This is a genomic window from Cystobacter fuscus (assembly GCF_002305875.1).
Lineage (GTDB): Bacteria > Myxococcota > Myxococcia > Myxococcales > Myxococcaceae > Cystobacter > Cystobacter fuscus_A.
The window spans coordinates 9,138,040-9,151,323 of the sequence record NZ_CP022098.1; the positions used below are offsets into that span (position 1 = coordinate 9,138,040).

At 68.5% G+C, this 13,284-nt stretch carries 13 protein-coding genes and 6 tRNA genes; 2 read left to right on the forward strand and 17 right to left on the reverse strand.

The window, feature by feature from the left end; all coding sequences use genetic code 11:
- Window positions 1–108 precede the first annotated feature (108 nt).
- The 4 genes from clpP to CYFUS_RS36940 all read right to left on the reverse strand — a co-directional run bounded on the left by clpP (window position 109) and on the right by CYFUS_RS36940 (window position 2,430).
- Window positions 109–726, reverse strand: a complete 618-nt coding sequence (clpP, locus tag CYFUS_RS36925) for an ATP-dependent Clp endopeptidase proteolytic subunit ClpP (RefSeq protein ID WP_095989474.1) — start codon at window positions 724–726, stop codon at window positions 109–111.
- 36 nt (window positions 727–762) lie between these two features.
- Window positions 763–2,043, reverse strand: a complete 1,281-nt coding sequence (tig, locus tag CYFUS_RS36930) for a trigger factor (RefSeq protein WP_095989475.1) — start codon at window positions 2,041–2,043, stop codon at window positions 763–765.
- 116 nt (window positions 2,044–2,159) lie between these two features.
- A tRNA-Leu gene (locus tag CYFUS_RS36935) sits at window positions 2,160–2,241 on the reverse strand.
- Window positions 2,242–2,357: 116 nt separating this feature from the next.
- A tRNA-Lys gene (locus CYFUS_RS36940) sits at window positions 2,358–2,430 on the reverse strand.
- A 289-nt stretch (window positions 2,431–2,719) separates the two neighbouring features.
- Here CYFUS_RS36940 and bet point away from each other — a divergent pair.
- Complete coding sequence (gene bet, locus CYFUS_RS36945) at window positions 2,720–3,802, forward strand: phage recombination protein Bet (protein ID WP_095989476.1); 1,083 nt, start codon at window positions 2,720–2,722, stop codon at window positions 3,800–3,802.
- A 54-nt stretch (window positions 3,803–3,856) separates the two neighbouring features.
- Here bet and CYFUS_RS36950 read toward each other — a convergent pair.
- The 13 genes from CYFUS_RS36950 to CYFUS_RS37010 all read right to left on the reverse strand — a co-directional run bounded on the left by CYFUS_RS36950 (window position 3,857) and on the right by CYFUS_RS37010 (window position 12,506).
- Window positions 3,857–3,930: transfer RNA gene (locus CYFUS_RS36950), tRNA-Arg, on the reverse strand.
- Between the two features lie 20 nt (window positions 3,931–3,950).
- A tRNA-His gene (locus CYFUS_RS36955) sits at window positions 3,951–4,024 on the reverse strand.
- Between the two features lie 580 nt (window positions 4,025–4,604).
- Window positions 4,605–5,381 carry a type I methionyl aminopeptidase gene (map, locus tag CYFUS_RS36960; protein ID WP_095989477.1) on the reverse strand — a complete coding sequence of 259 codons (777 nt, stop codon included), beginning with the start codon at window positions 5,379–5,381 and terminating at the stop codon, window positions 4,605–4,607.
- 482 nt (window positions 5,382–5,863) lie between these two features.
- A tRNA-Arg gene (locus tag CYFUS_RS36965) sits at window positions 5,864–5,937 on the reverse strand.
- A 23-nt stretch (window positions 5,938–5,960) separates the two neighbouring features.
- Window positions 5,961–6,034: transfer RNA gene (locus CYFUS_RS36970), tRNA-Pro, on the reverse strand.
- A gap of 64 nt (window positions 6,035–6,098) precedes the next feature.
- The gene (rdgB, locus tag CYFUS_RS36975) at window positions 6,099–6,707 is read right to left on the reverse strand and encodes an RdgB/HAM1 family non-canonical purine NTP pyrophosphatase (RefSeq protein ID WP_095989478.1); all 609 of its coding nucleotides are present in this window, start codon (window positions 6,705–6,707) and stop codon (window positions 6,099–6,101) included.
- A gap of 4 nt (window positions 6,708–6,711) precedes the next feature.
- On the reverse strand, window positions 6,712–7,428 hold the full coding sequence (gene rph / locus CYFUS_RS36980; protein ID WP_095989479.1) for a ribonuclease PH: 717 nt from the start codon (window positions 7,426–7,428) through the stop codon (window positions 6,712–6,714).
- Window positions 7,429–7,511: 83 nt separating this feature from the next.
- Complete coding sequence (locus CYFUS_RS36985; RefSeq protein ID WP_095989480.1) at window positions 7,512–8,321, reverse strand: N-acetylmuramoyl-L-alanine amidase family protein; 810 nt, start codon at window positions 8,319–8,321, stop codon at window positions 7,512–7,514.
- A 73-nt stretch (window positions 8,322–8,394) separates the two neighbouring features.
- The gene (gene selD / locus CYFUS_RS36990) at window positions 8,395–9,447 is read right to left on the reverse strand and encodes a selenide, water dikinase SelD (RefSeq protein ID WP_095989481.1); all 1,053 of its coding nucleotides are present in this window, start codon (window positions 9,445–9,447) and stop codon (window positions 8,395–8,397) included.
- 11 nt (window positions 9,448–9,458) lie between these two features.
- Window positions 9,459–10,403 carry a DUF4388 domain-containing protein gene (locus CYFUS_RS36995; protein ID WP_095989482.1) on the reverse strand — a complete coding sequence of 315 codons (945 nt, stop codon included), beginning with the start codon at window positions 10,401–10,403 and terminating at the stop codon, window positions 9,459–9,461.
- A gap of 96 nt (window positions 10,404–10,499) precedes the next feature.
- Window positions 10,500–11,210: a hypothetical protein gene (locus CYFUS_RS37000; RefSeq protein ID WP_095989483.1), complete on the reverse strand. Its 711-nt coding sequence runs from the start codon at window positions 11,208–11,210 to the stop codon at window positions 10,500–10,502.
- Window positions 11,207–11,986, reverse strand: a complete 780-nt coding sequence (locus tag CYFUS_RS37005) for an outer membrane protein assembly factor BamD (protein ID WP_095992456.1) — start codon at window positions 11,984–11,986, stop codon at window positions 11,207–11,209. Before CYFUS_RS37005 ends, CYFUS_RS37000 begins: the two co-directional genes overlap by 4 nt.
- Before the next feature lie 13 nt (window positions 11,987–11,999).
- Complete coding sequence (locus tag CYFUS_RS37010) at window positions 12,000–12,506, reverse strand: regulatory protein RecX (protein WP_095989484.1); 507 nt, start codon at window positions 12,504–12,506, stop codon at window positions 12,000–12,002.
- A gap of 34 nt (window positions 12,507–12,540) precedes the next feature.
- Here CYFUS_RS37010 and CYFUS_RS37015 point away from each other — a divergent pair, with 34 nt between their 5' ends.
- Window positions 12,541–13,281 carry a hypothetical protein gene (locus tag CYFUS_RS37015; protein ID WP_095989485.1) on the forward strand — a complete coding sequence of 247 codons (741 nt, stop codon included), beginning with the start codon at window positions 12,541–12,543 and terminating at the stop codon, window positions 13,279–13,281.
- Window positions 13,282–13,284 lie beyond the last annotated feature (3 nt).

The following is a 13,284-nucleotide window of genomic DNA, read 5'->3' on the forward strand; positions in this document are numbered from 1 at the left end:
CACCTGTGGGATACTTAACGCCCTTGAACCGCCGGCGCCGGGAAACAAAAGCCGGAGACGCGGTACGTCATTCCCGCGGCCCCGGCTCGTGACTGCCTGGAAGGAGTCCTACTTGCGCTCGCCCGGGGGCAGGAGGATCTTCCGGGGGTTCTGCACCTCGTCGATGATGCCGTAGGCCTTGGCCTCGGCGGCGCCCATGAAGTAGTCGCGATCCGTGTCCTTTTCGACACGCTCGATGGGCTGCCCCGTGTGCTTGACGATGAGCTCGTTGAGCTTGGCGCGCATCCGGAGGATTTCCTTGGCCTGGATCTCGATGTCCGTGGCCTGCCCGCGCACCCCGCCCAGAGGCTGGTGGATCATGATGCGCGAGCTGGGCAGGGCGTAGCGCTTGCCCTTCGCCCCGGCGAGCAGGAGCACGGCGCCCATGGAGGCCGCCTGGCCCACGCAGATGGTGGACACGTTGGGCTTCACGTACTGCATCGTGTCATAGATGGCGAGGCCCGCCGTCACCGACCCGCCGGGCGAGTTGACGTAGAGGTTGATGTCCTTGTCCGGATCCTCGGACTCGAGGAACAGGAGCTGGGAGACGATGACGTTGGCCACGTCATCGTCGATCTCCGTCCCCAGCATGACGATCCGGTCCTTCAGGAGCCGGCTGTAGATGTCGTACGAGCGCTCTCCGCGGTGGGTCTGCTCGATGACATAGGGAACGGGCATGAAGGGCATGGCAACCTCGGGAAGGAGCGTGGAACGAAAAGACGCCTAGGAATACTTCGCCTGGCCCTTGAGGAATTCAATCGTCTTTTCTTCGCGGAGTCGCAGGCTCAACCCCTGCCGCTCCTCGGGCCCCTTGAAGTACTTGCGGACGACGTCGATGGACTGGTTGGCCTCCTTGGCCAGCTCGGCGATCTTCTTCTCCACGTCCTCGTCGCTCGTCTTGAGGTTCTCCTTGAGCGCGATGGACTCGAAGAGCAGCGCCCCGCGCACCTCCCGGAGGGCCTCCTCGCGCAGCTCCTCGCGCAGCCGCGCGAAGTCCAGGTTGAGCCGGCGCGGATCCATGCCCATGCGCGCCATGGCGCGCAGCCGCTGCTCGAGCATCTGATCGATGGTGCGCTCCACCATGGAACGGGGCACCTCGAACGCGTTGCGCTCGACGAGCGCCTTGATGAGGGCCTCGCGCTCCTCACCCTGCGCCTTGTTCTTCTTGTTGAGCTCCAGGTCGGTGCGGATCTTCGTGCGCAGCTCCGCGAGCGACTGCGTCTCGCCCGCCTCCTTGGCGAAGTCGTCGTTGAGCTCGGGGATGATCTTCTTCTTGAGCCCCTTCACGTGGAACTTGAAGCGGGCCGTCTTGCCCTTCACGTCCTCGACGCGGTAGTCGGCCGGGAAGGTGTAGTCCAGCTCCCGGGTCTCGCCCACCTTGGCGCCCTCGAGCGCCGCCACGTTGGACTCCACCAGCTCACCGGGCGCCAGCTCCACCGTCACGCCCTCGGCCTTGCTGCCGGGGAACTCCTTGCCGTCCACGAGCGCCTCGTAGTCGACGGTGGCGAAGTCGCCCGCCTGCGCGACGTCCCGGCCCTCGACCGCATCGAGCCGCGCCATGTTCTGGCGCAGTTGCTCCAGGCGCTCGTCCACCTCGGCGTCCGTCACCTGGGAGTCCACACGCGTGAGCGGCAGGCCCTGGTAGTCCTTGGCCTCCACCTGGGGCTTGACCTCGACGCGGGCCTCGAAGGTGAAGGGGGCGTTGGTCTTCAGGCCCGAGTTGTTCAGCACCTGGGGAGGAGCCACCGCCTCCACCTTGTGGTCCCGCACGGCCTCCAGCCAGGCGCTCTGCACCACGCGCTGGATGACGTCGTCCTCCACCCGCTCACGGAAGCGCTGCTCGAGGATGCGCCGGGGCACCTTGCCCTGCCGGAAGCCGGGCAGCTTCACCTGCTTGCCCAGGGCGGAGTACGCGCGGGTGAGTTCCTCGGCCACGCGGGCGGTGTCGACCTCGATGGAGAGCTTCTTCTCGATGGGAGAGAGCTCCTCGACCTGGACCTTCATGTGATGCCTCGCTCGCGCCGGCCCCCAGAGGGCGCCGACGTGTCGGATGGGTGAAGAGATGTGGGGGTCCGCGTTTAGGAGATAGGACAGGCCCGGTCAACGCGAAAGGGCCAGAGTGGGCGAGGAGGGACTCGAACCCTCACACCTTGCGATACCAGATCCTAAGTCTGGCGCGTCTACCAGTTCCGCCACCCGCCCGGGTGCGCTGCCGTGCCCCCGCTCCGGCCAACAACCCCGGAACCCGGCACCGGCCATCCAGGGAGCGGGAAAAGAAACGGGGCCCCCTCATCTCTGAGGGAGCCCCGTCGTGTCGTTGAGAGCGGAGGGAATCGAACCCACAACCTATGGATTAAGAGTCCATTGCTCTACCAATTGAGCTACGCTCCCGACCTTCCTACTTGCGTCGCCGAGCGGTTCGTCACCACGCGTCGACGGGGACGGCTTGTACGTTTCCACGCCGCCCACGTCAAACTCTTTTTTCGCACCCGTTTTCGCCTCCCCCGCCCGCTCGCCCGAGCCCTCCGCGATCCCCTGTCCGCCCTCCGGCCGCCCTCGAAAGGGGCCTGAACATCCGTATAGCCGGACGGATAGAATGACCTTGCTACAGGGTTGAATCAGTCCCGAGCGCGGGCGGACGGTGGTCGTCCGCCCTTTTCGAAGGCGGAGAAGAAGCGGAATGGAAGCGCACAACAAGGTGGATACGACGGCCGGACAGTGGAACCCCGAGCGCGTGGAGCTCATCCGGCGGACCATCTGCCCCCGAGGCATCGGGGACGACGAGTTCGCCCTCTTCATTGAACAGTGCAAGCGCTCCGGGTTGGACCCGTTGCTCAAGGAGGCCTTCTGCGTGGCCCGGCGACAGAACGTGGGGAACCGGGAGCGGCCCAACTGGGTGTCCCGGCACGAGTTCCAGCCCTCGGAGGCGGGGATGCTGGCACGTGCCGAACGCTTCCCGGACTTCCGCGGCATCCAGGCGAGCGCGGTGTACGCCGAGGATGAGATCATCGTGGATCAGGGCAAGGGCGAGGTGGTGCACCGCTTCAACCCGGCCAAGCGCAAGGGCAGCCTGGTGGGCGCCTGGGCGCGCGTGGTGCGCGACGCGAAGCTGCCCGTGGTGGTGTGGCTGGACTTCGCGGGCTACGTGCAGCAGACGCCCCTGTGGGCGAAGATTCCCACGACGATGATCGAGAAGTGCGCGCGTGTGGCGGCGCTGCGCAAGGCGTACCCCGAGGCCTTCGGCGGACTGTACGTGCGCGAGGAGATGCCGGCCGAGGAGTTCGACGCCCCGAGCGAGCCCGCCGCCCCGGCGGCTCCGGCCAACTACGAGATGCTCGGCACGAGGCCCGGTCCGGTCAAGGCGTCCTTCCCCACCTCCGCGCGCGAGGTGCGCGAGGAGAAGGAGCCGACGCCCGCGCCGGTGCAGGAGCTGGCCAGGGAGAAGGAACCCGCGCGTGAGCCCGAGCCCACTCCGGAGCCCGTGAAGGCGCGCCCCGCCGCCGAGCAGGCGGGCACGAGCGAGGCCCCGCCCGCGAAGCTCAAGAGCGCGTCGGTGGTGGTGGCGTTCGGCAACAACAAGGGGAAGATGGCCTCGGAGCTCAGCGACGAGGAGCTCGCCGAGACCATCGACCTGGCGCACGAGAAGCTGATGGAGCAGCCCAAGGCGAAGTGGGCCCGGGCGATGCGCGAGAACCTCGCGGCGCTGGAGATCGAGGCCGAGCTGCGCTGCCGTGTTCCGGCGGCGAACGACGCCAAGGTCTGAAGTGGAAGTGAAGCAGTCCCCGGCGGCGGCACCCTCGACGAGGGGGTGCTGCTGTGCGCCCAGAGGGACTTGAACCCCCAACCCTCGGCTTCGAAGGCCGATGCTCTATCCAGTTGAGCTATAGGCGCGGGAAAGAGGGTTTCAGGTGGGCGGCCAACCGGGATCGAACCGGTAACCTCAGGAGTCACAGTCCTGCGCTCTAACCAGTTGAGCTATGGCCGCCATCACGGGCGAAAACCGTGCTGAAACGCGGGGCTTCCCTACCGTGGAAACCGGCCGAACACAAGCCCTTTGTGGGGACCCGGCCTCCAAAGCCGGTGTCGGCATCCCCCACCACCAGGAGCGGTGTGTCCATCAGTTCCCACCGCTCCTGGCCCTCCCTCCAGTAGCACGACTCATGGCAGGCGGTGGACCCCCTCGGCCGAGGCGTCGACCGACTGCCTGCGGGAAGCAGACCTACCGGGTGCTCAGCATCACCCGCTTGTACCCGCTGAAGGCAGGCACCGCCTTCCGCTCGAGCTTCTCCATCACCGTCTCGGTGAAGTAGAGATGTTGCGAAAAACCTTGCCGATGGCCTCGTGCCGGGTGTTGACCCAGCGCTGAAAGACATTGTCTTTGTAGATCAGAGACACTTGACTTGAGAAACCCTGCTCGTGTTGTCTGCCATACCCATGTGGCTCACAGCAGGAAAGCCGCAGGTGTTTGACACAGCCGCAGGTGTTTGACTCTGGAACACGCCACCGCGAACGCAAGCAAGGCTCCCCGCCCCACCGAGGCCGGCGGGAGGGAGCCCAAGCAGCACTCAGCGGCGCGTGAGAACCACCGGACCATGACCCGTGATGGCCACGGAGTGCTCGACGTGGGCGGCGAGCCGACGATCCTGGGTGACGGCGGTCCACCCATCACCGAGCACCTCGATATCCTCCCTGCCCGCGTTGACCATCGGCTCGATCGCCAGCACCATGCCCCGCTTGAGCCGGAGTCCATGGCCGGGCGAGCCGAAGTTGGGGACCGAGGGAGACTCGTGCATGAAGCGCCCGATGCCGTGCCCGCAGAACTCCTTCACCACGGAGAAACCATGCTTCTCGACGTGGCTCTGGACGGCCCAGCCAATGTCATCCAGGCGGTTGCCATGGACGCAAGCGGCGATGGCCTTGTCCAAGGACGCTCGCGTCACTTCAATCAGCCGGCGCGCCTCCTCGCTGATGGTTCCAATCCCGATGCTCCGGGCCGAGTCAGCGCAGAAGCCTTCCTTGTAACAAGCGAAGTCGATCCCAATGATGTCCCCATCCTTGAGGATCACGTCCTTCCTCGGGATGCCGTGGACCACCACCTCATTCACCGAGGTGCAGAGCACTCCGGGGTACGGGGGCGCGCCATGCGGCGCGTATCCCAGGAACGCCGAGGTCGCTCCAGCCTTGGTCATCACCTCGTTGGCAACCTCGTTGAGCTCCCATGTGGACACACCCGGGCGACAGGCGGCCTCGACAGCATCGAGAACGTCCGCGACAATCAAGCCAACCCGCCGCATCTTGGCGATGTCATCGGCGGTCTTCAGGGTAATGGATGAGGAACTCATGATCCGTCACGAACGTTCGCGGGTGATGCACCCGAAGCCCTCTGCTCGTCGAGCCGGATGCACATAAAGCCTACTGATGGCACCAAATCTCAGCAGATAACTTGCCCCCAGTGCAGTCAAGAAGGAACTGCGGTCGACTACTCGCCAGGTAACCGCTAGAGGGATTGAGCGGATTGTCTTGTCACTGCTCATCGCGAGCCGCGACGAGCCATGATTGCACCACAGCACATGGAGCATGTTCGCCCTGAGAGGGTGTTGAACTGGGACAAGCAGGCTCCGGGCATCACCTGAGCAGTCATGAGCTGCACGCAGCAGCCGGCCGAGGCGCACGCGAACCAGAACCTCAAAGGCCGCACCAGCCCGTTGGCTCGAACCCGCGCGGCGCGCCGTCTCCCCTCCCCCTGAATCCCTGACAGGAGGAGAAAAAAGAAGGGGTTGGAATCCGAGGGAACTCATCCCAGGAACTCCAACCCCTAGAGGTACGCGCCAGGCGGGACTCGAACCCACGACCCTCGGCTTAGAAGGCCGATGCTCTATCCAGCTGAGCTACTGGCACCCAAGCCGTATGACCCAACGATATCGGGGCGAGAGGATTCGAACCTCCGACCCCCTGCGCCCAAGGCAGGTGCGCTACCAGGCTGCGCTACGCCCCGATGAAGGTGCCTATTCTTGCTGCATCCGCACCGGACGCGCAAGGACAACCTTCCTGACGCCTGCTCACCTTCCGACGGTTCCGCTTCCGGCCAGCGCCAGCAGACGGGGCTTCATCTTCGAGAAGGCCGCGCCCCGGTGCGACACCGTGGCCTTCTCCTCCGACGTCAGCTCCGCCAGGGCACGCCCTCCCGGCAGCTCGAAGACCGGATCATACCCGAAGCCGTGCGAGCCTCTGGGCGCGTGGCCGATCCGGCCCTCGCAGCGGCCCACCTCCACGAAGGACGTCTCCGAGCCGGGAAGCGCCAGGCACAGCGCGCAGACGAAGGCCGCGGTGCGCCGCTCGTCGGGAACCCCGGACAGCTCCGCGAGCAGCTTCTCGTAGCGCGCGCGATCATCCCCCTCGGCGTAGCGCGCCGAGTGCACACCGGGACGGCCGCCCAGGGCATCCACGCACAGCCCCGAGTCATCCGCCAGGACGGGCAGCCCGCTGGCCTCCGCGTAGGCGCGGGCCTTCTTCCGGGCGTTCTCCTCGAACGTGGCGCCATCCTCCACGGGCTCGGGGATGGGGGGCAGGTCCTTGAGGGAGACCACCTCCACGGCGTCGCCCACGAGGCCGCGCAGCTCGCGCAGCTTGCCCTGATTGGTGGTGGCGAAGAGCAGACGGGTCTTCATGCGCTCAGACTCCCAGGACCTTCGCCTGCGCCTCGGTGAGCTGGCGGATGGCGGCCAGTCCCGCGTCCAGCATGACGTCCAGCGTCTTGCGGTCGAACATCTTGTGCTCGGCGGTGCCCTGCACCTCGACGATGCGGCCGTCCCCGGTGGCCACCAGGTTCAGGTCCACGTCGGCCGAGGAGTCCTCCTCGTAGTCCAGGTCCACGCGCACCTCGCCGTTGACCACGCCCACGGACACCGCGGCCAGGGGCAGGAGCTTGGGCATGGTCTTCATCACCCCGCTCTTGTGCAGCTTGCGCAGGGCGAGCGCCAGGGCCACGTAGGCCCCGGTGATGGAGGCGGTGCGGGTGCCGCCGTCCGCCTGGAGCACGTCACAGTCCAGGGTGAAGGTGCGCACGCCCAGGCCCGGCAGGTCCACCGAGGCACGCAGGGCGCGGCCGATGAGCCGCTGGATCTCCAGCGTGCGTCCGGTCTGCTTGCCCTTGGCGGCCTCGCGCTGGGTGCGGGTGTGCGTGGAGCGCGGCAGCATGCCGTACTCGGCCGTCACCCAGCCGGAGCCCTTGCCCATCAGGTGCGGCGGCACCCGATCCTCCACCGAGCACGTGACGAGCACGCGCGTGTGGCCGAACTCCACCTGGGTCGAGCCCTCGGCGTGCAGGGTGATGCCAGGGGTGAGGGTGACGGGGCGCAGATCCAACGCGCCTCGATTGAAGGACCGCATGGGGAGACTCCTCGCAACGGGGAACGGCGCCGCTCTCTAGCAGACGCCCGGCCCGCTTGTCCGGGGGGAATGGCCGCCCCGGGTCAGGGCGCGGTGGGAGCGGCCACCGCGGGGGACCGGGGGGCATCGCGCTTGCGCACCTCGGCGAGGAAGGCCTTCACCCCCCCGGAGATGGCGATGGCGAGCTTCTCCTGGTAGTCGGCGCGCGTCAGACGGCTGCCCTCCTCGGGGTGCGACAGGTAGCCCACCTCGATGAGGACGGCGGGCGCCTCGACGCCATTGAGGACGTAGAAGGGCGCCTGCAACACGCCCCGGTCCGAGCCCCCAGAAGCCGCGATGAGCTTCGGGTGGATGGCGTAGGCCAGGCGCGAGGAGTCCTGGTGCGTCTCGGTGCGCGCGAGATCATCCAGGATGAAGGCGAGCGTGGAGTCACCCCGCGAGGCGCGAGCCGCGGGGGCCTCGGCGTTCTCCCGGTCCGCGGCCGCGCGCGCGGTGGCGTTGGAGGCGCTGGCCGAGAGGAAGTACGTCTCCAGCCCCTGCACACGCGCGCGGGTGCGCTTGGTGGGCATGGCATTGCAGTGGATGGACAGGAAGAGATCCGGCCGCTGCTTGTTGGCGAACTCCACCCGCTCGGGCAGGGGCAGCGACACGTCCTCGTCGCGCGTCATCAGCACCTGCGCGCCGAGCTCCTTCTCCAGGTGCTCGCGCACGCGCTGGGCGATCTGCAGGGCGATGTCCTTCTCGAGCACGCCCGTGGGACTGGTCGCCCCGTCCTGGGCGCCCCCGTGGCCCGGATCCACCACGATGCGCGCGGGACGCTCGGCCGCGCGCGAGGCCAGGGGAGCGAGGAGGAACGCGAGGCAAGGGACGAGGACGCGGAGACGGGACGTCATGCCGGCGCGGGATGCTACCCGAGTCGGCGCACCGCGGCGAATCCGCCCCGGGCACCCGCTCGCCCGCTCCTAATCAGCCGACGACCTCGATACCGGGGCGACCCTCGCCCACCTCACCGATGAGGGCCACGTCCACCCCCGCCCGCTCCAGCGCCCGGAAGGCCTTGGCCGCGTCCCGCGCGGGAACCGAGGCCAGCAGGCCGCCGTTGGTCTGCGCGTCGGCGAGCACCCACTGGATGTCCTGGGGCAGGCCCTTGGGGAAGCGCACCTTCTTGCCCACGTGGGCGAGGTTGGACTTCGTGCCCCCGGGCACCACGCCCTGCTGCGCCAGCGCGGGCACCTCCGCGAGGATGGGGATGCGCTCCAGGTCCAGGAAGCCCCGGGTCTTGGCGCCCGTCATCATCTCCAGGAGGTGACCCAAGAGGCCGAAGCCCGTCACGTCCGTGAGGGCATTCACCTTGAACTTGCCCGAGGCGAACACCTCGCCCGGCTTGCGGTTGAGCGTGGACATCTGCGCCACCACGCGCTGGGTGAGCTCCGCGGAGGCCAGCCCCCGCTTGATGGCCGTGGTGGCGATGCCCGTGCCCAGGGGCTTGGTGAGCAGCAGCACGTCCCCGGGCTTCGCCCCGGCGTTGGTCAGCACCTTCTTCGGGTGCACGCTGCCCGTCACCGCGAGGCCGTACTTGGGCTCGGGATCCTTGATGGAGTGCCCGCCCAGGATGGGGATGCCCGCCTCGTCCGCCTTGGCCTGGCCGCCCGCGAGGATGCGCGACAGCTCCTCCAGGGGCCTGTCGTCGGGAAAGCCCACCAGGTTGAGGGCGAACAGGGGCTTGCCGCCCATGGCGTAGATGTCCGAGAGCGCGTTCGCCGCGGCGATGGCCCCGAAGTCGTACGGGTCGTCCACCACCGGCGGGAAGAAGTCCACCGTGCTCACCAGCGCCAGGCCCGGCGCCATCCGGTACACGGCCGCGTCGTCGTGGGTGTTGAAGCCCACCAGCGCCTTCGAGTCCTTCGTGGGCTTCAACTTGCCCAGCACCCGCGACAGGTCCGCCGCCGGCAGCTTGGCCGCGCACCCCGCGCAGTGGGACAGCTCCGTCAACCGGCGCGGCTTCTGCTCCTCGGACACACGGACTCCCGTCAGCTCGCGCGCACGTACTCGCGCTTGATGAGTTGCAACACCGTCTCGGCCGCCACCACGTCGTCCTGCTGCGCGTGGTTGAGCACCTCGGCGAGCGAGCCGTGGTTGTGCACCAGTTGCAGCACGTCCAGGAGCTCCGGCGTCAGCTCGCGCAGGGGCGCCGTCATGGGCGCGGCCAGGGTCAGCCGGGCACTCATGGCGGGCAAGTCCTTCTGGATGCGCTTGTACTCGTCCAACTGCCGCAGCGCGTCCATCAGCAGCGCCTCGGTGGACGAGTCCATCTCCACCATGAACTCCTGCGGGTCCGCCGGCCGCAGCTCGAAGTCACCCTGCTCCCAGGTGATGATGCGGTTGAAGCTCTTCTGCGGCCCCAGGTTGTGGTTCTCGTCGATGACCGCGTAGTACACGCGGCCCTGGCGCAGGTAGATCTTCCCCTGCTGCTGGCTGCCCACCACCAGCACGCCGTTCTTCTTGGACGTGTGGAAGAGCTGGAGCAGGTCGGGCAGCGGAATCTCCTCGATCTTCCCCGTCATGGACGAGGCCTTCGTCGAGGTGCGCGCCGCCTGCACCGCGACCTCCTCGAGCCGCTGCTTGGCCACGGCGTCGTCGACCTCGCCCGCGCCCACGCCCTGGTGGATGAGCTTGAGGATGGAGGTGCCGATGAGGATGCGGTCGCCTTCCTTGAGCGTCGACTGCTTCACCTTCTCGCCATTGACGAACGTGCCGTTGGTCGAGCCCAGGTCCTCGATGGAGATCTGCCCCGCGCCGTTCACCGAGATGCGCGCGTGCTTGCGCGACACCATGTCCTCGACGAGCACCATGTCGAGTTCGCTGGAGCGGCCGATGACGATCTGCTTGCCGGCCTTCAGCGGGAACTCGCCTCCCTGGTACTTGCCGGAGATGAACTTGAGCGCGTACGTCTTTCCCGGAGTCGGAGTGCTCACGGAGCTGCGACCTCGATGGTGAGTAGTGCTGCCATGGCCCTCTCCCGTCCAGCCACCCGCCCAGTCCCGAGAGCCCAGTGAGAAACGGCGCCTAGCCTACATGAGACCGGGCGAAAAAAAGAATTCCTCCTCACGCCGAATCAAAGAGAGCTGGCGCTGCCCCTTGTCGTCCACGGGCTGGGAGGGAAGGTCGCCCTCCAGGCGCCACAGCTCGCTGGCCAGCGCGTCGTCCCGCTCCAGTCGCACGTACCAGGCCTCCACCCGGTAGCGGCGCTTGCTCAGGCTCAAGATGCGCTCCAGCTCCTCCCCTCCCCCCATGTCCGCCGGAGCGCCCGGCAGAAGCAGGGAGCGCAGCGCCTCGGGCTCGCCCGCTTCCAGGGCCCTGCGCCGCGCCTCCAGCACGCCCACCACCGCCGCGAGCCGGGGCGCGGCCAGGTTCTCCGGCACCCACTCCCGCGAGCGGCGCACGAAGGGCACCCGCTCCACGCCCAGGGAGCTGACCTCGGTGCGGCCCAGCCGGCCCTTGAAGTCCAGGGTCGCCCAGGCCACGGCGCGCTCGCCCCCCGGCGCCACGTCCACCGTGATGCGCGCGAAGTGGTGCACCTGGCCCTGGAGCGGCTCGGCCACCCCGGGCACGCGCAGCGTCAGGCCGTCACTCTCGGTGCGCTTGAGCCAGGTGATGACCTCCACCTCCGGCCCGGTCGCCAGCCCCAACATGCGCGGCATCAACACCAGGACCGAGACCCCCGCGGCCAGCAGGGCGATGATCACTCCGCCCGCCCGGCTCCAGTCCTCCGTGCTCCTCACGAGCCGAGCATCCTCCGGGCACGCTCGGCGGCGGGCGTCCCCGGGAGCATCTCGATGACCCGCTGCAGGGTGCGCTGGGCCTCGGCGGCATTCGTCAGCCGCACGTAGGCCGCGTGCAGATCGAACAGGGCCCGCTCATCCAGCGGCGTGCCCGGGTAGTTCTTCAGCAGGGTCTCCAGCCGCTGCGCCACCGCCTTCCACCGCTCGCGCCGCGCGTAGAAGGACGCCACGTACAGCTCGTGCCGGGCCAGCCGCAGGCGCGTCGTGTCGAGCGCCTCCTTCGCCGGCGCCACGTACTGCGAGTTCGGAAACTGGCGGATGAACGCGTTGAGCGAGGAGAACGCCGCCTGGACCTCGGTCTGGTCCTTCTCCGCCCCCGGAGGCACGAGGAAGAACTCCGAGGGAGCATCCTCGAAGTGGGTGCGTGCCGTGCGGTACGCGGCGTAGTCCACCTTGGGGTGCGTGGGGTGCAGCTTGATGAAGGTCTGGAACTTCTCGCGCGCCTCGGCGTAGCGCTCCTGGGCGAAGTCGAGATCCGCCAGCCTCAGCTCCGCCTCGTTGGCCACCTCGAGGTAGGGGAACTTGGTGCGCACATGCTCGTAGTACTTCTCGGCCTGGAGGAAGTCCTTGCGCTCGAGGGCCTCGTCGCCCAGGCGGAGGTTGGACTCGGCGACCGCGGCGTAGTCGGGCTCTCCCACCTGGCCGGTGGAGAGGGCGGCGCAACCCGGGACGGTGCACAGGACGGCGGACAGACAGACGGCTCGAAGAAGACGCATGGAGGGGGACAAGCTAGTCGTCCGGCCCCGAAGGTTCCAGCATCGCGTCACCGAGCACCCGCTGGACGATGTCCTCGGAGAAGCCCCGGCTGAACAGGAGGCGGCCCGCCCGGGCCTTCTCCCGGGCATCCAGCTCCCGACCCGACAGCCCCCGCTGCTCCAACACCTGGCGCGCGGCCTGTTCCGCGTCGAACTCCAGCGCTCCACTGGCCGTGGCCACCGCCGCGCCCGCCGCCTCCGGGCTCACGCCGTGGGCCTCCAGCCGCCGCCGCACCTCCTCGGGGCCGTACCTCCCCCCACCCAGCAGCCGCTCGGCCTGGTCCCGGGCGAAGCGCTCGTCGTTCAGATAACCCCAGCCCTCCACCCGGGCGAGCGCCCGCTCACGCACCGCCTCGGCGTACCCCTTGCGCTCGAGCGCCACGAGCAGCTCCTGCCGGCTGCGCGCACGCGCCTTGAGCAGCCGCAGGCAGGCGTCCGTCGCGCGTCCGACTTCCGCGTCCGTGGCATCCTCGGAGTCCATCGACGCTTGTCTAGCATGTGCTAACAGGCGCGGCATGCACCCCCTCATCGCCCGCTACCTCAGCCCCGAAGCCGCCCGCGAGACGCTCCAGAAGGAGAAGGATGGCGCCCCGCTCGGACCCGAGGAGCGGCTGTTCGCCCAGACCGCCGCCGACCACCCCGAGCAACGCGCCACGTTGATGGGCACCTCGGGCCGGCGCCACCTGTCCTCGGATGCCGAGGCCGCCGTCGTCTTCCTCGCCGCCTACGCCGCCACGCGCGCCATCGCCGAGGACCCCACCCTCTCCGCCGCCACCGCCCGGGCGCGCGAGGCCCTCAAGGCCGAGGGCGCGAGCGACACCGAGACGGACGCCTTCCTCGCCTCCATCCTCATGGAGGAGGCCTTCGGCTACGAGCAGGAGGTGGAGATGTTCGACAGCACCTACGTCCAGGAGACGCTCGGCGAGGTGCCCGCCCTGGCCGCGCTCACCCGGGAGCAGGTGGATGCGCTCATCATCGGCTTCGAGCGCTCGGCGCGCGACGAGGCGGAGCGCAACGTCCGGGCGCGCCTGGCCCGGGCGCTCATCAACGGGGCGTGGGACGAGGGCCCCACCCCCATCAACCCCGAGCACATCGAGGCGCTCTACGAGGCGGAGATCGAGGGCAAGCCCGAGGCCGAGATGGAGGCGGGCCTGCGCGCCACCGTGGACTTCCTGCAGGTGCTCGCGCGCGAGGGGCTCGTCGGCCCCCAGCGCCTGTCCCGGCTCCGGGCCCAGCTCGGCGACGAGGAGGCCTGAAGC

What these genes read in the sequence shown, in the direction of transcription:
- clpP (WP_095989474.1), bottom strand. Translation starts at nt 726, where the DNA reads ATGCCCTTCATGCCCGTTCCCTATGTCATCGAGCAGACCCACCGCGGA.
- tig (WP_095989475.1), bottom strand. Translation starts at nt 2,043, where the DNA reads ATGAAGGTCCAGGTCGAGGAGCTCTCTCCCATCGAGAAGAAGCTCTCC.
- bet (WP_095989476.1), top strand. Translation starts at nt 2,720, where the DNA reads ATGGAAGCGCACAACAAGGTGGATACGACGGCCGGACAGTGGAACCCC.
- map (WP_095989477.1), bottom strand. Translation starts at nt 5,381, where the DNA reads ATGAGTTCCTCATCCATTACCCTGAAGACCGCCGATGACATCGCCAAG.
- rdgB (WP_095989478.1), bottom strand. Translation starts at nt 6,707, where the DNA reads ATGAAGACCCGTCTGCTCTTCGCCACCACCAATCAGGGCAAGCTGCGC.
- rph (WP_095989479.1), bottom strand. Translation starts at nt 7,428, where the DNA reads ATGCGGTCCTTCAATCGAGGCGCGTTGGATCTGCGCCCCGTCACCCTC.
- CYFUS_RS36985 (WP_095989480.1), bottom strand. Translation starts at nt 8,321, where the DNA reads ATGACGTCCCGTCTCCGCGTCCTCGTCCCTTGCCTCGCGTTCCTCCTC.
- CYFUS_RS37005 (WP_095992456.1), bottom strand. Translation starts at nt 11,986, where the DNA reads ATGCGTCTTCTTCGAGCCGTCTGTCTGTCCGCCGTCCTGTGCACCGTC.
- CYFUS_RS37010 (WP_095989484.1), bottom strand. Translation starts at nt 12,506, where the DNA reads ATGGACTCCGAGGATGCCACGGACGCGGAAGTCGGACGCGCGACGGAC.
- CYFUS_RS37015 (WP_095989485.1), top strand. Translation starts at nt 12,541, where the DNA reads ATGCACCCCCTCATCGCCCGCTACCTCAGCCCCGAAGCCGCCCGCGAG.